Genomic DNA, 23,579 nt, shown 5'->3' with positions numbered 1-23,579 from the left:
GCCGTGTGCACAGGGACTCCTGAGGCCTACGCTCTCCGCGCCGGAGGGGGGCTCCGCGGTAGGCCTGAATCGATGCAGCGACTGCGGTCGCGTCATTCGGGCCGGTGCGTCGTACGCCCTTTTCGGGCCTCTCACGACACGGAACACCACCACACGCACCCACCTCAGGAGCCCCGAGTGATACGTGCCCTGCGCGGTCGCTTCAGACGCCCCGTCACGGCGTTGCCCACGGCCGTCCTCGCACTGGCGCTGGCCTGCGCCGGCGCGGTCGCGGCGCAGCCCGCGACCGCCGCCGACAACCCGGCCGGACTGCCCGACGCGAACGTCGCCCAGTCCGTGAACCCCGCCCCGACCGCCTCCGACAAGGAACTGCACCGCCGGGTGGTCGAGGCGGCGAAGGACCAGGCCACCCCGGAGACGGACCCCAAGAAGACGCCGTTCATCATCGGCGGCAGCGAGACGACGATCTCGAGCGCCCCGTGGATGGTCCAGCTCGCCTACTACGACGACACGACGGGCGCGGGCTACTTCTGTGGCGGCACGCTCGTCGCCCCGAACAAGGTCCTGACCGCGGCCCACTGCGTCGCGGGCCTCGACTGGAAGAAGAACGGCGCGGTCGTGGCCGGCACCGCCGACCTGTACGACGGCACCAGCGGCACGGTCGCGGGCGTCTGGCGCCAGTGGAACCACCCGCGCTACAACGAGGACACCATCCAGCACGACATCGCTGTCCTCACCCTGGACCGCCCGCTGGACCAGCAGTGGATGCGTCTGGCCGCCGCCAACGACACCCCCTGGTACGCCCCGGGCGGCACCGCCACCGTCTACGGCTGGGGCCTGACCTCGGGCGCCGACGGTGCCGATCTGTCGGCCAAGCTCCGCAAGGTCGACCTGACCGTGCGGGACGACGCCACCTGCGACTCCGCCATGAGGGCGGTCCTCGGCGAGGACGACTTCATCGAGGGCTCGATGTTCTGCGCCGGCACCCCGGCCAGCGGTACCGACGAGGGCACCAAGAGCCCCTGCAACGGTGACTCCGGCGGCCCGGTCGTCCTCGGGGGCAAGGTCATCGGCATCGTCTCGTGGGGTGTCTCGGGCTGCACGGCCAAGGGCGCCTTCCCGGTGTTCACCAAGGTGTCCTCGTACACCTGGGCGGCCCAGCCGCGGATCGACGACACCGACCTGTCCTTCGACGGCAAGGCCGACATCCTGGAGCGCACCCCTTCCGGCGGGCTGTTCGAGCAGGACAGCAAGGGCACCTCGCTCGCCCAGCGCGCCTTCCAGGGCAGCGGATGGCAGGGCATCAGCTGGGGTCTCCAGGCCGACCTGGACCGGGACTTCTACCAGGACCTGATCGTCCGCGACAAGGGCGACGGCAAGCTGTACCGCGACTACCTGGACCACTCCACCGGCGAGTTCACGTGGATGCAGATCAGCTCGGTGTGGGGCGGCTACAAGTCGTACGCCATCCCCGGCGACATGACCGGTGACGCCCGCCCCGACCTGGTCGCCGTGGACGCCGACGGCTCGGTCTACCTCTACCCGGGCAAGGGCAACGGCCAGTTCTACGGGCGCGTCAAGGTCGTCGACAAGTCCTGGAAGAACGTCAAGATCTTCGGCCACGGCGACCTGTCCGGTGACGGCCGCGCCGACCTGCTGGTCCGCAACAGCTCGGGCGTCCTGTACCTCTACCGGGGCACCCAGCAGGAGCACACCCCCTGGTCGACGCGGATCCAGGCGCGTACGGGCTGGAACTTCACCTCGTACGTCGCCAATGGTGACGTGACCGGTGACGGCATCGCCGATGTCGTCACCCGCGACTCCGGCGGCAAGCTGTGGCTCTACCCGGGCACCAACAAGGCCTCCAGCAGCCTCTTCGGCTCACGGATCGGCCTGGGCAGCGGCTTCAACCAGTACAACCTGCTGTTCTGAACCGTCCCGGACGCGCCGGTCCCGCGATCCCCGCGGGGCCGGCGCAGCCGTGCGGGCCGCCCCGGACAGTTCGCGGCCGCGAGAGCTATTCGCAGCCGCAGGAGCGGCGGACCACCAGGCGCGACGGGAACTGCTTCAGCCGCTCACGGCGGGAGCCGGCCACCCGCAGGCCGTCGTCGAGGACGAGGTCCACGGCGGCGCGGGCCATGGCCGAGCGGTCCGATGCGATCGTTGTCAGCGGCGGGTCCGTCAGGGCGGCTTCCTTGACGTCGTCGAAGCCCGCCACGGCCAGCTCGCCCGGCACGTCGATGCGCAGCTCGCGGGCCGCGCGCAGCAGACCGATCGCCTGGTCGTCGGTGGAGCAGAAGATGGCGGGCGGCCGGTCGGGCCCCGCGAGCAGTTCCAGGGCGACCTGGTACGCGTCGTAGCGGTTGTACGGCGCCTCGAAGAGCCGGCCCTCGGTGGGGATCCCGGCCTCCTGCAAGGCGCGCCGCCAGCCCTCGACGTGGTCGGAGACGGGGTCGCCGACCGCGGGCGTCTCGGCGGTGCCGCCGAGACAGGCGACGTACTCGTACCCGTGCTCCAGCAGGTGGCGGACCGCGAGCTGCGCGCCGCCCAGGTCGTCCGTGACGACCGCGACGTCGTCGATCGCCTCCGGGCGCTCGTGCAGCAGCACCACGCGGGCGTCCCAGGCGTCGATCTCGGCGGCCGCGTGGTCGTTCAGCGCGTGGCTGACGAGGATCAGTCCGGAGACCCGCATGCCGAGGAAGGCCCGCAGATAGTGGACCTCGCGCTCGGCGATGTAGTCGGTGTTGCCGACGAGCACCATCTTCCCGCGCTCGGCGGCGGCCTGTTCGACCGCGTGCGCCATCTCGCCGAAGAACGGCTGACGTGCGTCCGGGATGATCAGACCTATGAGTTCGGTGCGGCGCGACGCCATGGCCTGGGCGACCCGGTCGGGCCGGTATCCCAGCTCCTTGATCGCGGCGAGGACGCGCTCGCGCGTGGCCGGGGCGACCGGCCGGGGTCCGTTGTTGATGACATAGCTGACGACCGCGGTGGAAGTCCCCGCCAGTCGCGCCACATCATCCCGAGTCACCTTGGCCACGCGCGGAGTCTACGCGGATGGACCGCCTCTGGGCAGGGCGTACGGGAGGCTTCTAGGCCTCCGCGGTCACCTCGGCGGCGTCCACGGCGTCCAGGCGAGCCGTCTCGTCCGCATCATCCGCCTTTGGCCGGGCCGCCTTGGCCTTCGCCTCGTCCGCCGAGCGGTCCAGCTTTTCGGGCGTAACGAATCGATAACCGACGTTCCGGACGGTGCCGATCAGCGACTCGTGCTCGGGTCCGAGCTTCGCGCGGAGCCTTCGTACGTGGACGTCGACCGTCCTCGTGCCGCCGAAGTAGTCGTAGCCCCAGACCTCCTGGAGCAGCTGGGCGCGGGTGAAGACGCGGCCCGGGTGCTGCGCGAGGTACTTCAGGAGCTCGAACTCCTTGAACGTCAGGTCGAGGACCCGGCCCTTGAGCTTGGCGCTGTAGGTCGCCTCGTCCACGGAGAGGTCGCCGTTGCGGATCTCCATGGGGGAGTCGTCGTTGACGATCTGCTGGCGGCCCATGGCCAGGCGCAGCCGCGCCTCCACCTCGGCCGGCCCCGCGGTGTCGAGCAGCACGTCGTCGATGCCCCAGTCGGCGGTGACGGCGGCGAGGCCGCCCTCCGTGACGACGAGGATCAGCGGACAGCCCGGTCCCGTGGAACGCAGCAGCTGGCACAGGCTGCGGACCTGGGGCAGATCACGGCGGCCGTCGATGAGGATCACGTCGGCGCCGGGTGTGTCGACGAGAGCGGGGCCTTCCGCCGGGGCCACTCGCACGTTGTGCAGGAGCAGGCCGAGAGCGGGAAGCACCTCCGTCGACGGCTGGAGGGCATTGGTGAGGAGCAGCAGAGAACTCATCGCGCCCCTCCTGCCCGGGTCGTCATACGTTCGTGCACGGTTCGCTCGCCCATAACGTCTGGTTCCTCCTCGGTCCCTGCGAGGACGTTTGCGGCACTGCTTCGTACGTGCGGTTCCCGCGCCCTGGGATCCGCTGCGCGTCCGACGCCCGTACACCTGCGGTTTCCCGCTTCGTATACAACGCTCCCGAAAGCACAAAAGGACCCGGGGGCTACGCTGCCCGAGTCCTCTGCCCAGCAGAATAGCCCACATGAGCTCAGGTCCGGCAGGTCAAGTGACGCGATCTTCCCGTCGTCCACCCCTTGAGACGGCGCCGCGCGGCCCGCTGCGCACGTTTCTGCGCACCACGGACGGAGTGTCCGTCGAAGCCGCGTACGACCCCGGGACGACGCCTTCGGGTGACCTCGCGATCGTCGTCGCGCACGGTTTCACGGGTGACCTGGACCGCCCCCACGTGCGCCGTGCGGCGGACGCCCTCGGGCGGAGCGCGGCGGTCGTCACCTTCTCCTTCCGTGGTCACGGCCGTTCCGGCGGCCGTTCCACGGTCGGCGACCGGGAGGTCCTCGACCTGGCGGCCGCGGTCGCCTGGGCACGGGAGCTCGGACACACACGGATCGTGACCGTCGGCTTCTCCATGGGCGGCTCCGTGGTGCTGCGGCACGCGGCGCTGTACGGACCGGGCGCGGCGGAGCGGACCGCGCGGCCGGGAGAACCGGGAGAACCGGGAGCAGGGGAGCAGGAGCACGAGGGGCGCACGGATGCGCGGACGGACGCGGTGGTTTCGGTGAGCGCACCGGCCCGCTGGTACTACCGGGGCACCGCCCCTATGCGGCGCCTGCACTGGCTGGTAACCCGCCCGGTCGGCCGCGTCGTCGGCCGCTACGGTCTGCGCACTCGCATCCACCACCGCGAGTGGGACCCGGTGCCCGAGTCCCCCGTCGAGTCCGTCCCCCTCATCGCGCCCATTCCGCTGCTGATCGTCCACGGCGACCGGGACGGCTACTTCCCGCTGGACCACCCGCGGATGCTCGCCGACGCCTCCGGCGGTCACGCCGAGCTGTGGCTGGAGCACGGCATGGGCCATGCCGAGAACGCCAGTGACGACGGGCTGCTGGCCCGTATCGGCGACTGGGCCGTCAGGCACGCCAGCTAGCCTGACGGTGTTCACAGGATCCACTGATTCTCACGAAGCCACTGATTGAGGAACGAGATGGCAAAGGGCACGGTGCGTTACTGGGCCGCCGCCAAGTCCGCGGCAGGCGTCGCCGAGGAGCCGTACGACGCGGGCACGCTCGCCGAGGCGCTCGACGCGGCCCGCGAGCGACACCCCGGCGAACTCGTCCGCGTCCTGCGGCGATGCTCGTTCCTCATCGACGGTGACCCCGTGGGTACCCGCGAGCATGAGACGGTACGGCTGGCCGAGGGCGGCACGGTCGAGGTGCTCCCGCCGTTCGCAGGAGGGTGAGCGAGACGATGAGCAACCAGCCGCACGAGGGCAGGTACGAGCATCCCCACGAGGGATACGACCCGTATCGGCAGCAGCAGTCGCAGCCGTCCTCGCACCACCCGCAGCAGCAGAACGCGCCCGAGCCCGACTGGCAGCAGCACACCCAGCAGTGGGAGGGGCAGACCTGGGAGACCCAGATGCAGCCCCCGGTGCCGGCCGCGGACACGGCCCACCTGCCGCCGCACGGGTATCAGCAGGCGTATCAGGGCCAGGGGCACGTGCAGGGCGGCCAGGGGCACGATCAGGGTCAGGGGTACCAGGAGCCGCACGGATACGGGCACGGGTACGGGCCGGGCGTCACGGCGCAGCCGCTTCCGCAGGAGAACGCGCACGGTGCGGCTCAGGGCTGGGACCACACCCAGGCCCAGTACCAGCAGCAGGGCCACCAGGCGCAGCAGCAGCCCGTCCAGCACCAGCAGCCGCAGGCCCAGCACCACCAGCAGGCGCAGCAGCCGCAGGCCCAGTACCAGCAGCAGCCGGTCCAGCAGGCGCAGCAGCCGGTCCATCCGCAGCACCAGCAGGCGCAGGCCCAGTCGACGCACGTCCAGGCGCAGCCTCAGCAGCCCGGGGCGCCCGCCGAGGACGGGGCGTCCGGGTACGGTCCGCCGACCCTCACCGGCAACACGCGCGTCACCGACGCCCAGCGGGCCCGCGCCGAGGGCCGCTCGCCGATCATCGAGCCCGGGATCCAGCCTGCCGGGCTGACGGCGGCCCTCGGGCTCCTGATGTCCGGCGCCGCGGCGGTCGGGGAGTACGCCCTGCTCGTCCCCCTCGTCCTCCTCCAGGCCGTCACCGCGGCCGGATGGTTCCGGCTGAACGGCATGTGGCCGGCCCGGCAGGGCATCGCCCTCGCCTTCCTGGGCGCGGTGACCGCCGACGTCGCCCTGCTCGGGGCCGGCCGGGAGAACGCGCCCGCCGCGATCCTCGGCACGCTCGGCGTGTGGGTGCTCCTCACCCTCGTCCTGCAGCTGCGCAGCCACGCCGACCCGGACACCCGGATGTCCGGCCTGATGGCGACCGTCGCCTCGGCGGCGCTGTCGATCGTCGCGGCCGGACACCTCGCGGCCGAACCGGACGCCGTCACGGTGGGCGCGGCCGCGGTCGCCGTGGCGATCCTGGCCCGTGCGCTGCCGCTGCCGACGGCGGCCTCCGTCGCGGTGGCGCTGCTCGCCGCCGCGGGAGCCGGCGTCGCGCTGGGCGGTGCGACGGACCTGGGCGCGAAGGGGGCCCTCCTCGGCCTCGGCGCGGGTGTCTGCGCGCTGATCGGGCACCGGGTGGCCAGCTACGACTACCCGTCCCGGTTCGTCCACTTCACGGCGGGTGTCGCCCTTCCGCTGGCCGCGGCGGCCCCGGCGGTCTACCTGCTGGGCAGGGCGCTGGGCTGAGGCCCGCCGGCCCGTCCGGCGGCTTGTCACAGGTGATCGACAACTTTCTGTGCAACCCCGGCCGGTCCCCGGCCGGGGTTAGGCTCGCGCTGGACGGCCATCCGGGTCGTCGAGACCGACCGAGCCGGCCGAGGTGGGGGAACACCGAGCATGCGCGCGCTGCGAATAATCCTGATCGTCGTCGTGGTCCTGGGCGGCCTGTTCGTGATCGCGGACCGGGTGGCGGTCGGATTCGCGGAGGACGAGGCGGCCGACCGGATCAAGAGCACCGAGGGACTGTCCAGCACGCCCGACGTGTCCATCGAGGGCTTCCCCTTCCTCACCCAGGTGGTCAGCGGTGAGCTCGACGACGTGAAGATCGGCATCAAGGACTACGAGGCGTCGACGGGCGGCACGAACGCCGCCACCGCCAAGATCCGGATCGACGACCTGAACGCCGAGATGCACGGTGTCGCGTTCAGCGGCGACTACAGCTCCGCCACCGCCGACAGCGCCACGGGGACCGCCACCATCTCCTACGACGAGCTGCTCAAGGCCGCCAAGTCCGAGCCCGCGCAGGTGGCCCCCGGTGTCACCGCCCAGGTCATCGGCCTCTCCGACGGCGGCGACGGCAAGGTCAAGGTCACGGTCTCGGCGACGGTCCTCGGCACCAAGCTGCCCCAGCCGGTCTCCGTGCTCAGCTCCGTCAGCGTCCACGGCGACACGGTGAGGGTGCACGCCGACTCGCTGCCCAAGCTGGGCGTCGAGCTCGCCGAGGGCCGTATCCGGTCCATCACCGACTTCCAGCAGAAGATCGACGAGCTGCCGGGCGGCATCGAGCTCGACAAGGTCGAGGCGGCCGAGGACGGCGTGGACATCTCGGTGAAGGGTTCGGACGTCAAGCTGGTCGGGTAGCTGGTCGGGGAGTCGGTCGAGCAGCCGGTCGGGGCGCGGCGGCTTGGGCCGGGCAGGCGCGCCGCGGCCCGAGGGCCTTGTGCGAGCCTCCGGGCGGCCGGATGTCCGAGGGGCGAGACGGCCTGGTCCGTACAGCAGATGTGATGACGGATCCGGGAACCCGGAAACCGTGCGGGCGTGGCCTCGGCAGCTGATCCGTCCCACAGTATGGATGATCGCATCTCAGCATGCGACACACCGGTGACATGCCCGCCTGTCCGTCCCTACGATCGGACGCATGAAGCGACAGGCGGATCTCACGAAGCGGCGGGCAGTCGACCTGTGCCGCGTCGCCGCCATGCTCTGTCGCACCTTCTGAGCGGAAGCGTTCCGACTTCCGCGAGCCGGGCCCTCGACCTCTCTCGTCGGGCCACCCCTGCGCCGCGCAGCCCTCACCGGCATGACCGCGCATTTCTCTCTAACGCCCCGCCCCGCCGCAACTGCCCCGGAGGAGAAAGAGCATGAGCCGCAGCGACGTCCTGGTAGACGCCGACTGGGTCCAGGACCACCTGGACGACCCGAACGTGGCCGTCGTCGAGGTCGACGAGGACACGTCGGCGTACGAGAAGAACCACATCAAGAACGCCATCCGGATCGACTGGACCAAGGACCTCCAGGACCCGGTGCGCCGTGACTTCATCGACCAGGAGGGCTTCGAGAAGCTCCTGTCGTCGAAGGGCATCGGCAACGACACGCTCGTCGTCCTCTACGGCGGCAACAACAACTGGTTCGCGTCGTACGCCTACTGGTACTTCAAGCTCTACGGCCACGAGAACGTGAAGCTCCTCGACGGCGGCCGCAAGAAGTGGGAGCTCGACTCCCGCGACCTCGTCGACGGCTCGCAGGTGCCCGAGCGCGCCGCCACCGACTACAAGGCGAAGGCCCAGAACACCGCGATCCGCGCCTTCCGTGACGACGTCGTCGCCGCGATCGGCTCGCAGAACCTGGTCGACGTCCGTTCGCCCGACGAGTTCAGCGGCAAGCTGCTCGCCCCGGCCCACCTGCCGCAGGAGCAGTCCCAGCGTCCGGGCCACGTCCCGACCGCCCGCAACATCCCGTGGTCGAAGAACGCCAACGACGACGGCACCTTCAAGTCGGACGACGAGCTCAAGGAGCTGTACGCCGACGAGCAGGTCGACCTGGCCAAGGACACGATCGCCTACTGCCGCATCGGTGAGCGCTCGGCGCTCACCTGGTTCGTGCTGCACGAGCTGCTCGGTGTGGAGAACGTCAAGAACTACGACGGCTCCTGGACCGAGTACGGCTCCCTGGTCGGCGTGCCGATCGAGCTCGGCGCCAACAAGTAACCCCCAAGGCCTGAAGGACGGAATCGAAATATGTGTGGAGCGAAGGCCGGCGGCCCCGACGCCTCGACGATCAAGCCCGGTGAGACCACGATCCAGGGTCAGGTGACCCGCGACGGCCAGCCGGTGACGGGTTACGTCCGCCTGCTGGACTCGACCGGCGAGTTCACCGCCGAGGTCCCGACCTCGGCGACCGGGCAGTTCCGCTTCTACGCGGCCGAGGGCACCTGGACCGTGCGCGCCCTGGTCCCGGGCGGCAGCGCCGACCGCACGGTCGTCGCCCAGACGGGCGGCCTCGCCGAGGTCGCGATCGCCGTCTGACGGCACCGCCAGAACGGCCGAAGGGCCGCACCCCCGGGGGTTGGACGCTTACCGGATCGGGGTGCGGCCCTTCGGCTTGCCCGGGGCCCGCGCATCCCTGCGCCACCCGGCTTCCACGGGCCTACGCTGGTGGTATGTACGCACGCAGGCGTCACGTGTACTTCGCCATGATGGGGACGTGCATCGGGCTCTTCGTCCTGGCCTGGGGAGTGGTGCGCCTCTGGTCGATTCCCGTGGCCGTGGGCATGTGCGTGGTGGCGATGGTGATTCCTCCGGTGGCCGCGATGGTGGCCAACCGGCGCGGCCCCGAGGACCGCTGGTGGGACGATCCCTCCGGCGATCCCGAGTCCGACAAGTGGTGGGACGAGCTGGACGGCAAGAAACCCCGCCAGTGAACCCGCGCTCCCGCCGCCCCCGGCGGTGTCAGTAGACGAGGGCCTGCGTCTCGTCCGCCATCGCCTCCTGGACGAAGACCTGCGCGCCCGCGATGCGCACGCCCTTGAGGACGTCGTCCTCCGTGATCTCCCGCCGTGCGGCGCACTGGGTGCACAGGGTGATGCGGCCACCCGCCAGGATCGAGTCGATCAGGTCCGGCAGCGGTGCGGCGTGCGGAAGCTCGAACTCGGCCGCGCGGCCCGGCAGGGCGAACCACGAGGACTCGCCGGTCAGCCACAGGGAGACCTCGACGCCACTGGCCACGGCCACCGCCGCGACGGTGAACGCCTGTGAGCAGCGCTCCGGGGCGTCGGCCCCCGCCGTCACCTTGATCACGAGCTTTTTCGCCATGGCCGAATGGTAGTCCGAATCGTAATCAAGTCCCGTACAACTCCATGCATGAGCCATGGGTCTCCTGTGCGCGCGGATACGGAATCTGCGCTTCACGTTCTGTGGGGGGACGTCATGGAAGTACCTGAAGGACCCGAAACACCTGAAAGACCGGTCGTACCTGGAGTTGTGCCGGTTGCCGACTCCGGCACGGCCGCTCCGGGCGGGGCCGGCCCGTCCGAGCCTGCCCGGCCGGCCGACGTACCGGCCGACGTGCCGGCGGAGTCGTCCGCCGTGCCGGCCGAGCCGGACGGCACCACGGCGCGGCCCGCGCGCCGACGCGGCCGTACGACCCTGCTCGTCGCCACGGCGGCCGTGCTCGGCCTCGTCGCCGGGACCTGCGCCGGCTATCTGGTGCAGGCCGACCGCGAGCCCACCAAGCTGCCGCCGCTGTCGCAGCCGGTGATGGCGCAGGCCAAGGGCAAAGGCCCCGAGCCGCTGTCCGCCGCCCAGGACCGCCGGGTGAAGACCGACGGCGACCTGCGCAAGCTGCTGATCAAGCGGCCCAAGGGCACGAAGGTGCCCGATTGGGAGCCCGGCGAGGACGGCTGGCTGAACATGGCCGACTACGCCGACCAGCTGGAGGACTCGGACCGCGAGTTCGGCGACCTCGTGAAATCGGAGTACCGCCGGGCCGCCGGCACCAGCTGGCTGGTCGGCAGCAACCAGAGCGTCGAGATCCGGCTGGTGCAGTACCGCCAGGAGGAGAGCCTCGGTGCCTCCGACCGCGTCGCCTGGTGGAACACGGACGACACCAGCAGCTGGCCCATCCCGGGCGCGGGCGACGGCATGGTCTACCTCTTCAAGGTCGAGAGGAAGGCCGGCTACCTGCCCCTCTACAAGGCGCAGGCGTCCGCCTCGCGCGGCGACATCGCCATGGAGATCTGGATCTACGACACCAAGCCGATCCCGAAGTCCAAGATCATGGACCTGGCCAAGCGGCAGATGGAGCGGCTGTGACCGAGCAACCGACGACCCCGGAACCCGCGCAGCAGCCCGCGACCCCCACGGCCGGCTCCCCGGCTCCCGCTCCCGCGCAGGATGCCGCTCCGGCACCCGCGCAGGATGCCGCCCCGGCTCCCGCTCCGACACCCGTGTCGGACGGTGTCCAGGCACCGGCCCTTGACCTCGCCCAGGAGCCCGCGCCCGCGAAGAAGCCCGTACGCCGTGGCCGGGTCGCCGCCGTCGTCGGCTCCCTCGTCCTCGTCGGCGCGCTCGTCGGCGGTGTCGGCTACACCGTCGTCACGGTCCAGGACGCCGACCGCGACGCGGGCGCGCCCACCTGGAAGTTCCCCAAGGGACAGAAGGAGGAGGCCAAGGCGGCGAAGAGCTCCTCGTCCCTCGCCTCCATGCTCGTGCCGTACGACGACGGCTGGACCCGGGGCCCCGACATCGCCGGGTTCGGCTCGGACGCCGCGCTCAGCGGCGGCGAGGCGGCCGCCCTGCGCAAGGAGTCGGTCCGCGATCTGCCCCGCACCCAGCGGCGGCGGATCGAGAAGGAGATCGACAAGCAGCACACCAAGGGCATGGCGATGCGCAGCTACCTCTACGGCGGCTCCACGCTCGACGACGACGGCACCTACACCGTCAGCATCGAGCTGGCGCAGATCGAGGACAAGCGGGCCGTGCGGAACATGTCGACGTTCCAGAACGAGTTCCTGGAGGCCCTCTCCGTCTTCCGGCACGGGCCGAAGATCGAGGGCCACAAGAACGCCAAGTGCTTCCTGCCGCCCAAGGACAAGGAGGAGAAGCTCGACATGATGGTCTGCTCCGCGTACCAGGGAGACGTGCTGGTCAGCGCCACCGCGTACGCGGCGAAGCCACTGAACACCAAGGGGGTCGCGAAGCTCCTGCGCGAGCAGCTCGACCGCATCGAGGAGCCGGGGGAGGCGGTATGACCGAGCAGACGACACCGACCGGGACGCCCGCGGAGCCGGAGGCGGCTTCGCACCAGAGCGAGTCGCCCGCCCCCGCGGAGCCGCAGGCCCCGGCCGCACCGCCGGCCGCGGTCCAGGCGCCGCCGGCCCCGGTGGCTCCGCCCGTGCCGGACCTGCCGCAGGCGCCGCCCGCCGCCGTCCAGGACCAGGTGTCCGAGGCGGTCGAGGGCCAGGTGCCCGTGACCGTCGAGGGCCAGGTGTCCGAGGCGGGCGCGGTGAAGGTGAAGAAGGACCGCAGGGTCCTGCGGGCCGTGCTGCGCTGGACGGCCGCCACCGTGGTCTTCGCGGCGGTCGGTACGGCCGCCGCGTACGGCATCACGCGGATGGAGCGCACCGACGTACCGGGTCTGGCGACGCAGACCGACGGACGCTGGGACTACCCGACGATCAGCAAGCCGCCGCTGCCGTCCGGCAGCCCGGGCCCGTTCGCCGAGGCGAACACGAGCGGCAGCCACTACGCCGACCTGCGCAAGCTCGTGCTGCCCGCGCCGAAGGGCGCGAAGGCCGACGCGGCGCTGCGCGGCGAGGACGGCTGGCTGACGCGGAAGGCGTTCCTGGCCGAGTACGCCGAGAAGACGGACCGGGACACCGTCGGCCAGCTGCTGACCGACTACGGCCTGCGGCACATCGCCGCGCGCGGCTGGACCGCGGCCGACGGCACGCGGACGCGGATCTACCTGCTCCAGTTCGACACCGCGGCCGTCGCGGAGGACCTGGCCTCCACCCAGCTCGCGAACTACGACTCGGCGCAGTTCGCGGTACGCGGTGTCACCGGCACCGAGCGGGACGAGAAGTTCCCGGAGCGCGCCGCGGTCGACGAGATCACCCGGTTCGCGTACACGGAGAGCAAGCCGTACGGCGCCGAGCAGGTCCGGGAGGCGTACCTGTCGGCGGGGGACACCGTCGCGCTCGTCGTGCAGTCCCACAAGGGCCTTGCGAAGGCGGTCCCGTTCCAGCAGACGGTGATCCTGCAGAGTCAGCTGCTCGGCTGAGCCGGGCGGCCCCGCGAGGGCGTACCTGACAGAGAGAGCCGGGCCCCAGCCGCGTAAGCTGGGGCCCGGCCTTGTGTACCGCCGATCCGCTCATCCGAGGAGCACCCTGTGGAGATCTTCTTCGAAACCCTGCTGGTCCTGGTCTGCGTCGGCGTGCTCGCCTTCGCCGGTCTGACCGTGAAGAAGCTGTACCAGGGCCAGCGCTGACCGCAGTCACCGAACTGACGCTACGAGACTTCTGAGCTGCTCATGATCGAGATCCCGTCGGACCTCCACAAGGACCTGGTCCCCCTCGCCTTCCTGCTCGGCAACTGGGCCGGCGCGGGCGTTCACGACTTCCCCGGCTCCGAGAAGTGCAACTTCGGGCAGGAGGTCACGTTCACGCACGACGGGCGCGACTTCCTGGAGTACCACTCGCACACCTGGGTGCTCGACGCCGACGGGAACAAGGTCAGGCCGCTGGAGAGCGAGTCCGGCTTCTGGCGCGTCGACGCCGACCGCAAGGTCGAGGCCGTGATGACCCGTGACGACGGCGTCGTCGAGATCTGGTACGGCGAGCTGGCCGACAAGAAGCCGCAGATCGACCTGGTCACGGACGCCGTGGCGCGCACCGCCGCGTCCGGCCCGTACAGCGGCGGCAAGCGTCTGTACGGCTACGTGCACAGCGACCTCATGTGGGTCGGCGAGAAGCAGACCCCCGAGGTCGAGCTGCGCCCCTACATGTCCGCGCACCTGAAGAAGGTCGTCACCCCGGAGGACGTCGAGCGCTGGGCGAAGGCCCTGCCCGACGACATGCCGGACGACGGCATCGCGTTCTTCAAGTAGTCATCGTCTCCCGGAGTGGTCCTAGACTCTCTGGTGTGGTGAGCACCGACTGGAAGAGCGATCTGCGGCAGCGCGGCTACCGGCTGACCCCGCAGCGGCAACTCGTGCTCGAAGCCGTGGACACCCTGGAACACGCGACCCCCGACGACATCCTCGTGGAAGTGAGGAAGACGGCGTCGGGGGTCAACATTTCCACGGTGTACCGGACCCTCGAACTCCTCGAGGAGCTGGGGCTGGTCAGTCACGCGCACCTCGGACACGGCGCGCCGACGTACCACCTCGCGGACCGGCACCATCACATCCACCTGGTGTGCCGCGACTGCACGAACGTCATCGAGGCCGATGTGTCGGTCGCCGCCGAGTTCACCGCGAAGCTGCGTGAGACCTTCGGCTTCGAGACGGACATGAAGCACTTCGCGATCTTCGGGCGCTGCCGTGACTGCACCCTCAAGAGTTCAACTACCAAGTCGTAGGCTAGGCGCATGAAGAGCCCCCTGCTGTCCCTGCCCGGCGCTGTCCCTGCCGAGGGCGTGGACGAAGGCGTCGCCGCCCACTACGGCGATCTGTTCCGCGAGCAGCGCGCCCTCGCCGACGGCGCGGGCTTCGTCGACCTCTCGCACCGCGGTGTCGTCACCGTCACCGGGGAGGACCGGCTCAGCTGGCTGCACCTGCTGCTCACCCAGCACGTCACGGACCTCCCGGTGGGCCGCGCCACCGAGGCGCTGATCCTCTCCGCGCACGGTCACATCGAGCACGCGCTCTACCTCGTCGACGACGGCGAGACGGTGTGGATGCACACGGAGCCGGGCACCCAGGAGGCGCTGATCGCGTACCTGGAGTCGATGAAGTTCTTCTACCGCGTCGAAGTCGCCGACTCGACGGCCGAGTTCGCGGTGGTGCATCTTCCCGCCGGCTCCATCGCGGAGGTCCCCGAGGGCGTCGTCGTGCGTGAGACGCCGTACGGCCGTGACCTCTTCCTCCCGCGCGCCGACCTGGAGCCGTACGCCGAGGACACCGCGAAGCACGGGCCGCCCGCCGGGCTGCTCGCCTACGAGGCGCTGCGGGTGGAGCACCACCGTCCCCGGCTGGGCTTCGAGACCGACCACCGCACCATCCCGCACGAACTGGGCTGGATCGGTACCGCCGTGCACCTCCAGAAGGGCTGCTACCGCGGCCAGGAGACCGTCGCCCGGGTGCAGAACCTGGGCAAGCCCCCGCGCCGCCTCGTCTTCCTGCACCTCGACGGCAGCGAGGTGCACCTGCCGCCGCACGGCACCGAACTGCGGCTCGCGGCCGACGGCCCCGACGGCCGCAAGATCGGCTTCATCACCACGTCCGTACGCCACCACGAACTGGGCCCCGTCGCCCTGGCCCTGGTGAAGCGGAACGTGCCGGTGGACGCGCCGCTCATGGCGGACTCGACGGCGGCGGCCCAAGAGGTCGTGGTCGAGCCCTAGGGTCTGTCTCCCGGCTCCCGGCCGCGGGGCGGTGCCCCGCGGTCACATCTCCAGCAGCACGGTGAACGGGCCGTCGTTCGTCAGCGAGACCCGCATCTGCGCGCCGAAGCGGCCCGTCGCCACCGTCGCGCCCAGTGCGCGGAGCTGGGCGACGACCTCGTCGACGAGGGGTTCCGCCACATCGCCCGGCGCGGCCGCGTTCCAGGTGGGGCGGCGGCCCTTGCGGGCGTCGCCGTACAGCGTGAACTGACTGATGACGAGCAGCGGCGCGTCGGAGTCGGAGCAGGACCTCTCCTCCGTCAGCATCCGGATGGACCAGAGTTTGCGGGCGAGTTGGGCCGCCTTCTCCTTGGTGTCCTCGTGCGTGACCCCGACGAGGACGCACAGTCCCTCACCGGTGATCTCGCCGACCGTCTCGCCCTCCACGACGACGCTCGCGCCGTCCACCCTCTGCACCACCGCACGCATGTCGCCCATGATGCCGTGCCGCCGCGCCGCGACGTCGCGCGGGCCCTCACGCGCCACACGCGCATCGCGGGGACCATCTTCATCAGGCGCCTCCAGGCGTGCCGTACGGGCCCCGTCACGCGCCTCGGGCCGCGCCCGAGAGGTGTCGCGCGGGTCGTCCCGCACGCCGCGCAGTTCTGTCGCGGGCGCCGTGCGAGCCCGGCGCGGGCGCCGCGCGGACCTACGCGCGCGCCCGGCTCCCTTCGCGTGATTTCCGGGGGCGCTAACCCCCCATCTGGGGCCGATCGGGGGCACTCGGTCACATAGCGACCACTTGGGGTGGCACGATGCAGTTGTTGCGGTGCATACGTGGGGTGGACCGCGCCGGTCGAGGGGACGGTAGAGGCAGATGAGCACACCTGGTACCGGGCAGCCGCCCGCAGCCGTGTCATTGACCCGGACGAGCCCACGGGCCGGTCGGGTGGCCGCGCGGCCCCCGGCGCAGCGCACCGACAGCCCCCTGTCCGTCGACCCGCCCCCGCACGACCTGGCCGTGCTCCGGCTGCCCGAACTGCGGACGCTGCGCCGGGACGCCCAGCGCGACGAGGCCGACCTCAGCTATGTGCGGCGGCTCCTCCAGGGACGCATCGACATCCTGCGCGCGGAACTGGCCCGCCGCGGCGGCCTGCGGATCCCCTCCCCGGAGCCGGGCGGGCCCGAGGCCCCCGACTCCTTCGAGGTGTCGGTCGTCGCACGGCTCGCGGAGATCCTGACGGACGCGCCCGCCCGGCACCGCTCGTCGGCCCGGCACGTGACCGTGGGCACACCCCATGGCGAGGAGTACCGGCGGCTGGCCGCCGACATGCTCGCCGAGGTCGAGCTCTCCGACCTCGACGCCCGCACCGACGAGGAGCTCGGCGCGGGCCTGGGACGGCTCGTCCGCTACGAGCAGCAGGTCTCCCGGCGGCGCCAGCAGCTCCAGCGCACGGCCGACGACTGCAGCGCCGAGATCGCCCGCAGGTACCGTGAAGGAGAAGCACAAGTAGACGACCTGCTCATGTGACGCGGCGGCCCCGGTGATCCCGGGGCCGTGCGGCGGTCGCGGCGGCTCCCCCGGGGCCGGCCGAGGCCCGGGGACCTCCCGGCCGGCCGGACCGGATCCGGGGCTCCCGCGCCGCCGCCCGGGAAGACCCGGGGCCGCGGTGGCGGTGGTCGCACGCGGCCCGGTGACCGGGGCCGTGGTGGCGGTGGCCGAGCCCCCGCCCGGGAGATCCGGGACGTGGTGGCGGCGCCGTGCCCGGCCCGGCGGGACCGGTCCGCGTCCGCGACGGCCGTGACCGGGCCCGGTGCCCGGTTCCGTGGCGGCGGTGACCGTGTCCCGGCCCGGAAGGCCCGGTGCGCGGGAGCCGGGCCCCGGATCCGGCGACGTTCCGGGTCCGGCCGCCTGAACGGGTCCCCGTCCCGGAAGGCCACCGCCGATGTCCGCCGTCCCCGCCCGTACCACCGCAGACCCCGCCATATCCCGCGCGCCCGCCCCGACGCCCGCGCACCCCGTCCTCGCCGAGATCGTGCGCTCCGGATTCGTCGAGGGGCGGCACCGCGGCAGCCTGGTGCTGCTCGCCGCGGACGGGACGGTCGAGCTGGCGCTCGGCGACGTGACCGCGCCGGTCTTCCCCCGCTCGTCGAACAAGCCCATGCAGGCGGCGGGCGTGCTGCGCGCCGGCCTCGAACTGGCCGGAGAGCGGCTCGCCCTCGCCGCCGCCAGCCACTCCGGCGAGACCTTCCACCGTGATCTCGTCCACAAGATGCTGGACGAGCACGGGCTCGCCGCCACCCAGCTCCAGTGCCCGCCGGACCTGCCGCTCGACCCGGCCGAGGCCGAGACCTACCTGGCCACCGGCGAGGTCCGCGACCGCGTCACCATGAACTGCTCCGGCAAGCACACGGCGATGCTCGCGGTGTGCGCACAGCGCGGCTGGCCCACCGAGTCGTACCTCGACCCCGGGCATCCCCTCCAGCAGCTGATCCACTCCGTGGTCGAGGAGGCGGCGGGCGAGCCCGTCGCCGCGGTCGGCACGGACGGCTGCGGGGCACCGCTGATGGCCATCAGCCTCACCGGCCTCGCCCGCGCCTTCCGCTCCTTCGTCCTCGCGGCCCCCGGCTCCGCCGAGCGCCGTGTCGCCGACGCGATGCGCGCCCACCCCGAGTACGTCGCCGGTACGCGCCGCCCCGACACCTGGCTGATGCGGGAGATCCCGGGCGCCCTGTCCAAGATGGGCGCGGAGGCCGTCCAGGCGGTGGCTCTGCCGGACGGCCGCGCCCTCGCCTTCAAGATCGACGACGGCGGAGGCCGCGCCCTGGGACCGGTGCTGGCCCGCGCGCTCGGCCTGCTCGGCGTGGACGCCCCGGTCGTCTCACGCATCGGCCGCTCGCCGCTGCTGGGCGGGGGCCGCGAGGTGGGGGAGATCCGGGTGGCGTTCTGACGGAACCCACCCGGTCCGCACGGGGCGGGGCGCGGGCGGCCGGGTGGGGCGGCGGAAAACGCCGCGACATCCGCCGCGCCGTACACCTAGCGTGGCGCCATGAGCCCCCGCGACACCACAGACGTGCGAGCGATCACCGAGGCCGAGACCGCGGACTGGATCCGCGCGCTGAACACAGGGTTCCTGCGGTCGCCGGCCGTGTCGGAGCGGGAGCTCGCGGACCGCAGCTCCTACATCGTGCCCGAGCGCACCCTGGGCGCCTTCGACGGCGCCCGGTGCGTGGCGACGTTCCGGTCCTTCCCGCAGGAGCTCACCGTCGTCGGCGGTGCCGCCGTACCCGCCGACGCCATCTCGAACGTCACGGTCACCGCCACGCACCGCCGACGCGGCCTGCTCAGCCGCATGATGGCGGCCGACCTGGCGGCGGCGAAGGAGCGGGGAGACGTCGTCGCGACCCTGATCGCGGCGGAGTACCCGATCTACGGCCGGTACGGCTTCGGTCCCGCCACCAGCACCGCCCAGTGGACCATCGACGTACCGCGCACGGGCCTCGATCCCCGCTGGGCGGGCCCGGACGACGGCGGCCGCATCGACCTGGTGGACGGCGAGGACGTCCGCAAGACCGGCCCCGAACTGCACGAGCGGCTCCGCCGTGCCCAGCCCGGCGCGGTCAGCCGTGACGACCGCTGGTGGCAGGCCAACACCGGCGCGCTCGTGCTGGACCGCTCGCCGTGGACCGAGCCGTTCTACGCGACGTACCGCTCGGCCGAGGGCGAGGTCGAGGGCCTGGTCTCGTACGAGGCGGACGACAACTGGGGTGACGCCAAGCAGCCGTTGAACACGGCCGACGTGAACTGGCTGATCGCGGTCACCCCGCGGGCCGAGCGCGCTCTGTGGCGGTACCTCTGCTCGATCGACTGGATCGCCCGGGTCAAGTCGGGCTGGCGGGCTCCCGACGACCTGCTGCCGCACTTCCTGCCCGATCCGCGCGCCGCGCGCATCACCACGCAGTCGGACTGGCTGTGGGTGCGCGTCCTGGACGTCGTACGGGCCCTGGAGGCGCGCACCTACGCGGGTTCGGGGACGCTGGTCCTGGAGGTCACGGACCGGGACGGGCTGTCGGCCGGCCGGTACGCGCTCGATGCGGGGCCGGACGGCGCGTCCTGCGCGCCGACCACGCGGGCCGCCGACCTCACGCTGGACGTGGGCGAACTGGCGGCCCTGTGGCTGGGCGACGAGTCGGCGGTGCGGCTCGCCGCGCTGGGGCGGGTGCGGGAAGAACGAGAGGGCGCCGCCTCCGTTGCCGACGCCCTGCTCCGCACGTCCAGGCGACCGTGGTGCCCGGACCTGTTCTGAACTGATTCCGTACCTTCGTACCTCCTTCGTGGCCGGGGCCATGGGGCCGATGTGCGACGACGTCGATCCGTAGCGATTCAGTTGTGGTTGTGCCGGGCGGTGCCCTGTCGTGCCGGGCGGTGCCCGGTGGTGCGGACTGACCGAGCTCCCGGCTCCCCTCCGGAAGGGAGCCCGGTCAGCCGGACTGTCGGACGGTGGGCGCCCGTCAGCCGGACTGGGCGAGCAGCATCACGAGGATCACGGCCCCGATGCCGCTGATCGCGGTGTTCTTGGCCTTGAGCCCGATGGACAGTGCGACGAACGCGATGATGCCCATCGGCCCGTACTTCCACTGGACGAGCTGCTCGAATCCGATGGCGAGGGCGGCGACGGCGAGGGCGATGAACGGCATGACGATCCCTCCTTCGGGACGGAGCGGGCGGGACCCCGCTGAGGACCGTCCGTCCGGCCCACCTGGCTGACAGGTGCGACTCCGACGGCCAACCCCCCGGAAGTTTGACCATGTTGCTGAAGTTGGCGACCAACTCACTCTTACTTATCTCCGCGTTGGGTCGACTCATAACCACCTATCCAGTAACTGCCCAAAGATGGCGGGAAGTTGTAGTGTTTGGTCGTGGACCCGGAACATGCCCCCGTCAATGGGCGGAACAGGTCACCACGGCCCCACGCGTCACACCGTGAGGTGGCCGACGAGCTGCGCAGGCGGATCAGGTCCGGTCAGCTGCGAGCAGGTCAGCGCATGCCCACACAGGCCAAGCTGGCCGACGAGTTCGGCGTGGAGCGCGCGGCCGTGCGCCAGGCGCTGCGCATCCTGCAGTCCGAGCGGCTGCTCGTGAACATGTCCAAGGGGAGCCCGGCGACCGTCGCCGACCAGCCGGAGAAGGCCCTGACCGGCCCCGAGGTCAGGCCGCAGCCCACCACGGTGGCGCTCGGCGCGCGGATCACGGCGGCCTTCGCCGCCCCTCACGTGGAGATAGACGCGCTGTGCCTGACGTCGATCTCGCTGACCCTCGCCATGGGCGAGCCGTTGCGTCAGATCCATGCCGGGCGTATCAAACCGGCCAAGGTGGATGTCCGGGTACTGCTCCCGAGCAGCGACATCGACCTGGCCTTCCCGGCCCCCGTCGACGCCTCGTCCGACGGCCGGCTCCAGCGCAACTGGCTGGCCAACCGCAACGCCCAGGGCCAGGTGCTGCGGCACAACCTGCTCGCCCTTCGCTCCACGCACGGCATCGACGTCAACGTCACCTTCCGCGCGCTCCCTTTCACGCCGCCCGTGAAGCTGTATCTGCTCAACGGCGCCGAGGCCCTCTTCGCGTACTACACCCTCGTCAAGCGTGAAGAGGAGATCGACCATGTACATCTGGAGATGTACGACGTCCAGGGCACCCAGTCCATGCTCTTCCCGTTCACCCAGGGTGCCGGGCTGCGGGACACCACGTTCGTCGAGCAGTCCCACCTGTGGTTCAACGCACTGTGGGAGACCATCAGCTCGGAGCTGGTGCTCACGAGCTGAGGTCTCCCGGGCGGAGGTGTTGCGGGCGGAGGACGTCGGGTCGGCGGTCCTCGCAGCTCACAGGGCGGGGGCGGCGACCATCAGGGCGAGCACGACGGCCCCGATGGAACTGCACGCGGGGCTCTTCGCCTTGAGCCCGATGGTGAGCAGCAGCAGTCCCACGATGCCCATGGGACCGTACTGCCACTGGACGAGCTGTTCGAAGCCGACGACGAAGACGGCGGAGAGGAGGGCGATGGCGGGCATGGTGGTTCCTCCTTCTTCAGGTCCTTCTTTCACGGAAGACCGGTGCGGGGCCGGTGGGGCGACGGGAGCACGGCCGGGAGGGGAGGCAAAACTTCCGCCAACTTGGCCGAGTTGGCTACCAACTATGTATAGGTTGTCCCCAGTTGGTCGATGTCCATAAACAACTTCCGAACAACTCCCGTTAGATGGACGCAAGTTGTAACGTCTGGTCGTGACCCAGGAGAACGTGGCAGTGAACGGCAGCAGAAAGATCTCGCCCCAGGAGATCGCCGACGTGCTGCGCGAGCGCATCCGCGCCGGAGACCTCAGGGCGGGCGACCGCCTGCCCACCCAGGCGGAGTTGGCAGAGGAGTTCGGTGTCGAGCGCGGCACCGTCCGCCAGGCCCTCCGCGCGCTCCAGGAGGACGGTCTCCTCAGCAACGTCAGCAAGGGCAGCCCGCCGCGGATCGCAGAGGTCCCCCCGGTGCGGGACGAACCGCAGCCGACGATGGTGGGCCTCGCGCCGCGTCTCACCGAGGCGTTCTCCGTGCCTCACGTACGCGTCGACGCCGCCTGTCTCACCGCGGAGACCCTGATGCTGGCCCTCGGTGATCCGGTCCGGCAGATCCACGAGGGCAGGATCCGCCCGGCCTCGATCGACGTACGGATCCTGCTGCCGTCACGGGACATCAACCTGGCCTTCCCGGTCCCCGTCGAGGCCCAGGGCGAGGACGACCCCGTCCACAAGCGCTGGCTGGACCAGCGCAACGCCCAGGTCGTCGTCCTGCGCCACAACCTCCAGTCCCTGCGCTCCTCGCACGGCATCGATGTCAGGGTGACCTTCCGCGCCCTGCCCTTCACCCCGCCGGTGAAGCTCTACCTGCTCAACGAGACCGAGGCGCTGATCGCGTACTACATGGTCACCAAGCGGGAGGAGGCCGTGGACAGCGGCATCCTGGAGATGTACGACGCCCTCGGCTCCGCGTCCCTCCTCTTCTCCTTCGAGAAGCGGGCCGGCCAGCGGGACGCCGCCTTCGTGGAGCAATCCCAGAAGTGGTTCGACGCCCTCTGGGAAACCATCACCACGGACCTGACACTCTCCTAGTGACTTCTGATACGGCGCAGACTGAATCGGTGGCAACAGAGACAGAGAACCTACGGGAAGTGATCACCCACGCCCGCTATGTCCTCTTCGACTTCGACGGTCCCATCTGCCGGCTGTTCGCGGGGCACTCCGCGGAGGATGTGGCGAAGGACCTCGTGGAGTGGCTGGAGCAGCACGGCCTGCTCGGGCTGCTGACCGAGGACGAGCGTGTCCACCCCGACCCGATGGCTGTCCTGTACGCGGTCAACCGGCGGGACCCGCGCAGCGACCTGGTGGCGGAGCTGGAGGAGCGGCTCACCTACCAGGAGCTCCAGGCGGTGCCCTCCGCCTGGCCCACCGCCTTCGCGGACCCGCTCATACGCACCTGGAGCGCGGTCGGTGTCCGGCTGGCGATCGCGACCAACAACTCCCCCCGCACGGCGGCCGGGTACCTCGCGAGCCGCGGGCTCACCGAGTGTTTCGCGCCCAACATCTACGGGCGTACGCGCGATCTGCACCGCCTCAAGCCCGATCCGCACTGCCTCAACCGTGCCCTGAACGCCTTGGGCGCCGCCCCGTCGGCTGCCCTCATGATCGGCGACGCCCCCTCGGACCTCGTCGCCGCCCGGCAGGCGGGCGTTCCGTTTCTCGGCTACGCGCGTAACGAGGACAAGGGGAAGCTGCTGCGGGACGCGGGTGCGGAGCATGTGGTGGATTCGCTGGAGCCGGTGCTGCGGCTGGTCCGCGACCAGGGCTGAGCTCTCGGCGCGGGATCGGACCTGACGGACCGCCGCCGGGATCGGACCTGACGGACCGTCGCCGGGATCAGGCCTGAAGGCTCATCGCCAGCAGACAGACGAGGAGCCCGAGCGCCCACCAGCCCGGGTGCTCGCGAACCGTCCGCCTGATCACCGAGAGCGAGAGTCGTACGAGCAGGGGCGCGAGGGCCAGCAGGAGCAGTCCCAGGCCACCGACCGCTCCGAGCCGTGTCTGCACCACCTGCCCCATCTCGAATTGAATGATCGTCCCCACCAGTTGAAAGAAGACCACGTCCCCCACCCCGTCCGCTTCAGAGAATCGATCAACTACCTGTCCAATTGG

The 23,579-nt window shown here is 71.1% G+C and carries 28 protein-coding genes; 21 read left to right on the top strand and 7 right to left on the bottom strand.

Going from position 1 to position 23,579, the window contains the following annotated elements; genetic code table 11:
• Window positions 1-177: 177 nt before the first annotated feature.
• A complete protein-coding gene (locus BKI49_RS17545) occupies window positions 178-1,932 on the top strand; it encodes a trypsin-like serine protease (RefSeq protein WP_095935213.1) in 1,755 nt (584 codons plus the stop codon).
• Window positions 1,933-2,017: 85 nt separating this feature from the next.
• Here BKI49_RS17545 and BKI49_RS17540 read toward each other — a convergent pair whose 3' ends face one another.
• Together BKI49_RS17540 and BKI49_RS17535 are read right to left on the bottom strand one after the other, a co-directional pair.
• Window positions 2,018-3,040 carry a LacI family DNA-binding transcriptional regulator gene (locus BKI49_RS17540; protein WP_095935212.1) on the bottom strand — a complete coding sequence of 341 codons (1,023 nt, stop codon included), beginning with the start codon at window positions 3,038-3,040 and terminating at the stop codon, window positions 2,018-2,020.
• Window positions 3,041-3,092: 52 nt separating this feature from the next.
• The gene (locus tag BKI49_RS17535; protein ID WP_095935211.1) at window positions 3,093-3,881 is read right to left on the bottom strand and encodes a winged helix-turn-helix transcriptional regulator; all 789 of its coding nucleotides are present in this window, start codon (window positions 3,879-3,881) and stop codon (window positions 3,093-3,095) included.
• A 250-nt stretch (window positions 3,882-4,131) separates the two neighbouring features.
• On the opposite strand from BKI49_RS17535, the gene BKI49_RS17530 reads away from it, so the two are divergent.
• From BKI49_RS17530 to BKI49_RS17495, 8 genes are all read left to right on the top strand, one after another.
• Window positions 4,132-5,034, top strand: a complete 903-nt coding sequence (locus tag BKI49_RS17530) for an alpha/beta hydrolase (RefSeq protein ID WP_095935210.1) — start codon at window positions 4,132-4,134, stop codon at window positions 5,032-5,034.
• Between the two features lie 57 nt (window positions 5,035-5,091).
• Window positions 5,092-5,346, top strand: coding sequence for a MoaD/ThiS family protein (locus BKI49_RS17525; RefSeq protein ID WP_028804339.1), 255 nt, complete (start codon window positions 5,092-5,094; stop codon window positions 5,344-5,346).
• Window positions 5,347-5,354: 8 nt separating this feature from the next.
• Window positions 5,355-6,773, top strand: coding sequence for a hypothetical protein (locus BKI49_RS17520; protein ID WP_095935290.1), 1,419 nt, complete (start codon window positions 5,355-5,357; stop codon window positions 6,771-6,773).
• A 150-nt stretch (window positions 6,774-6,923) separates the two neighbouring features.
• On the top strand, window positions 6,924-7,667 hold the full coding sequence (locus tag BKI49_RS17515; RefSeq protein ID WP_095935209.1) for an LmeA family phospholipid-binding protein: 744 nt from the start codon (window positions 6,924-6,926) through the stop codon (window positions 7,665-7,667).
• Window positions 7,668-7,944: 277 nt separating this feature from the next.
• Window positions 7,945-8,025: a putative leader peptide gene (locus tag BKI49_RS36335; protein WP_350310325.1), complete on the top strand. Its 81-nt coding sequence runs from the start codon at window positions 7,945-7,947 to the stop codon at window positions 8,023-8,025.
• 142 nt (window positions 8,026-8,167) lie between these two features.
• Window positions 8,168-9,013 (top strand): sulfurtransferase, encoded by an 846-nt coding sequence (locus tag BKI49_RS17505; RefSeq protein WP_095935208.1) that lies wholly within the window; start codon window positions 8,168-8,170, stop codon window positions 9,011-9,013.
• Between the two features lie 30 nt (window positions 9,014-9,043).
• The gene (locus tag BKI49_RS17500; RefSeq protein WP_028804343.1) at window positions 9,044-9,331 is read left to right on the top strand and encodes a DUF1416 domain-containing protein; all 288 of its coding nucleotides are present in this window, start codon (window positions 9,044-9,046) and stop codon (window positions 9,329-9,331) included.
• A 134-nt stretch (window positions 9,332-9,465) separates the two neighbouring features.
• Window positions 9,466-9,726 (top strand): DUF3099 domain-containing protein, encoded by a 261-nt coding sequence (locus BKI49_RS17495; RefSeq protein ID WP_028804344.1) that lies wholly within the window; start codon window positions 9,466-9,468, stop codon window positions 9,724-9,726.
• Window positions 9,727-9,754: 28 nt separating this feature from the next.
• Here the strand turns inward: BKI49_RS17495 and BKI49_RS17490 are convergent, their stop codons facing one another.
• Window positions 9,755-10,117: a DsrE family protein gene (locus BKI49_RS17490; protein ID WP_095935207.1), complete on the bottom strand. Its 363-nt coding sequence runs from the start codon at window positions 10,115-10,117 to the stop codon at window positions 9,755-9,757.
• A gap of 273 nt (window positions 10,118-10,390) precedes the next feature.
• On the opposite strand from BKI49_RS17490, the gene BKI49_RS17485 reads away from it, so the two are divergent.
• From BKI49_RS17485 to ygfZ, 6 genes are all read left to right on the top strand, one after another.
• Entirely contained in the window at window positions 10,391-11,116 is a 726-nt protein-coding gene (locus BKI49_RS17485) for a hypothetical protein (RefSeq protein ID WP_257004837.1), read from the top strand.
• Complete coding sequence (locus BKI49_RS17480) at window positions 11,113-12,054, top strand: hypothetical protein (RefSeq protein WP_257004836.1); 942 nt, start codon at window positions 11,113-11,115, stop codon at window positions 12,052-12,054. Before BKI49_RS17485 ends, BKI49_RS17480 begins: the two co-directional genes overlap by 4 nt.
• The gene (locus BKI49_RS17475; RefSeq protein WP_257004835.1) at window positions 12,051-13,085 is read left to right on the top strand and encodes a hypothetical protein; all 1,035 of its coding nucleotides are present in this window, start codon (window positions 12,051-12,053) and stop codon (window positions 13,083-13,085) included. The genes BKI49_RS17480 and BKI49_RS17475 overlap by 4 nt, the downstream gene beginning before the upstream one ends.
• Window positions 13,086-13,334: 249 nt before the next feature.
• The gene (locus BKI49_RS17465; protein ID WP_095935204.1) at window positions 13,335-13,910 is read left to right on the top strand and encodes a heme-binding beta-barrel domain-containing protein; all 576 of its coding nucleotides are present in this window, start codon (window positions 13,335-13,337) and stop codon (window positions 13,908-13,910) included.
• A 35-nt stretch (window positions 13,911-13,945) separates the two neighbouring features.
• Window positions 13,946-14,383, top strand: a complete 438-nt coding sequence (locus tag BKI49_RS17460; protein WP_028804350.1) for a Fur family transcriptional regulator — start codon at window positions 13,946-13,948, stop codon at window positions 14,381-14,383.
• A gap of 9 nt (window positions 14,384-14,392) precedes the next feature.
• The gene (gene ygfZ, locus BKI49_RS17455; protein WP_028804351.1) at window positions 14,393-15,367 is read left to right on the top strand and encodes a CAF17-like 4Fe-4S cluster assembly/insertion protein YgfZ; all 975 of its coding nucleotides are present in this window, start codon (window positions 14,393-14,395) and stop codon (window positions 15,365-15,367) included.
• Window positions 15,368-15,409: 42 nt separating this feature from the next.
• Here the strand turns inward: ygfZ and dtd are convergent, their stop codons facing one another.
• Entirely contained in the window at window positions 15,410-15,835 is a 426-nt protein-coding gene (dtd, locus tag BKI49_RS17450) for a D-aminoacyl-tRNA deacylase (protein WP_095935288.1), read from the bottom strand.
• A gap of 388 nt (window positions 15,836-16,223) precedes the next feature.
• Between dtd and BKI49_RS17445 the strand changes: the two genes are divergently transcribed.
• The 3 genes from BKI49_RS17445 (at window position 16,224) to BKI49_RS17435 (ending at window position 19,653) form a co-directional block, all read left to right on the top strand.
• Window positions 16,224-16,877 carry an RsiG family protein gene (locus tag BKI49_RS17445; protein ID WP_095935203.1) on the top strand — a complete coding sequence of 218 codons (654 nt, stop codon included), beginning with the start codon at window positions 16,224-16,226 and terminating at the stop codon, window positions 16,875-16,877.
• A gap of 415 nt (window positions 16,878-17,292) precedes the next feature.
• Window positions 17,293-18,297 carry an asparaginase gene (locus tag BKI49_RS17440; RefSeq protein ID WP_095935202.1) on the top strand — a complete coding sequence of 335 codons (1,005 nt, stop codon included), beginning with the start codon at window positions 17,293-17,295 and terminating at the stop codon, window positions 18,295-18,297.
• A 99-nt stretch (window positions 18,298-18,396) separates the two neighbouring features.
• Complete coding sequence (locus BKI49_RS17435; RefSeq protein WP_095935201.1) at window positions 18,397-19,653, top strand: GNAT family N-acetyltransferase; 1,257 nt, start codon at window positions 18,397-18,399, stop codon at window positions 19,651-19,653.
• A 205-nt stretch (window positions 19,654-19,858) separates the two neighbouring features.
• On the opposite strand, the gene BKI49_RS17430 is transcribed toward BKI49_RS17435, so the two are convergent.
• The gene (locus BKI49_RS17430; protein ID WP_028804356.1) at window positions 19,859-20,044 is read right to left on the bottom strand and encodes a hypothetical protein; all 186 of its coding nucleotides are present in this window, start codon (window positions 20,042-20,044) and stop codon (window positions 19,859-19,861) included.
• Window positions 20,045-20,260: 216 nt separating this feature from the next.
• Here BKI49_RS17430 and BKI49_RS17425 point away from each other — a divergent pair, with 216 nt between their 5' ends.
• Window positions 20,261-21,169, top strand: a complete 909-nt coding sequence (locus BKI49_RS17425; protein ID WP_095935200.1) for a winged helix-turn-helix domain-containing protein — start codon at window positions 20,261-20,263, stop codon at window positions 21,167-21,169.
• Window positions 21,170-21,226: 57 nt separating this feature from the next.
• On the opposite strand, the gene BKI49_RS17420 is transcribed toward BKI49_RS17425, so the two are convergent.
• Window positions 21,227-21,415: a hypothetical protein gene (locus tag BKI49_RS17420; RefSeq protein WP_095935199.1), complete on the bottom strand. Its 189-nt coding sequence runs from the start codon at window positions 21,413-21,415 to the stop codon at window positions 21,227-21,229.
• A 205-nt stretch (window positions 21,416-21,620) separates the two neighbouring features.
• Between BKI49_RS17420 and BKI49_RS17415 the strand changes: the two genes are divergently transcribed.
• Both BKI49_RS17415 and BKI49_RS17410 read left to right on the top strand, forming a co-directional pair.
• Entirely contained in the window at window positions 21,621-22,499 is an 879-nt protein-coding gene (locus tag BKI49_RS17415; RefSeq protein WP_095935198.1) for a GntR family transcriptional regulator, read from the top strand.
• Window positions 22,448-23,236, top strand: a complete 789-nt coding sequence (locus BKI49_RS17410; protein WP_095935197.1) for an HAD family hydrolase — start codon at window positions 22,448-22,450, stop codon at window positions 23,234-23,236. Before BKI49_RS17415 ends, BKI49_RS17410 begins: the two co-directional genes overlap by 52 nt.
• Before the next feature lie 67 nt (window positions 23,237-23,303).
• On the opposite strand, the gene BKI49_RS17405 is transcribed toward BKI49_RS17410, so the two are convergent.
• A complete protein-coding gene (locus BKI49_RS17405; protein ID WP_143658465.1) occupies window positions 23,304-23,528 on the bottom strand; it encodes a hypothetical protein in 225 nt (74 codons plus the stop codon).
• Window positions 23,529-23,579 lie beyond the last annotated feature (51 nt).

This window comes from Streptomyces sp. Tue6028, assembly GCF_002300165.1.
Classification (GTDB): domain Bacteria; phylum Actinomycetota; class Actinomycetes; order Streptomycetales; family Streptomycetaceae; genus Streptomyces; species Streptomyces siamensis.
Note: the sequence above shows the minus strand (reverse complement) of the source record. Positions and strands in the feature narration are given on the sequence as shown.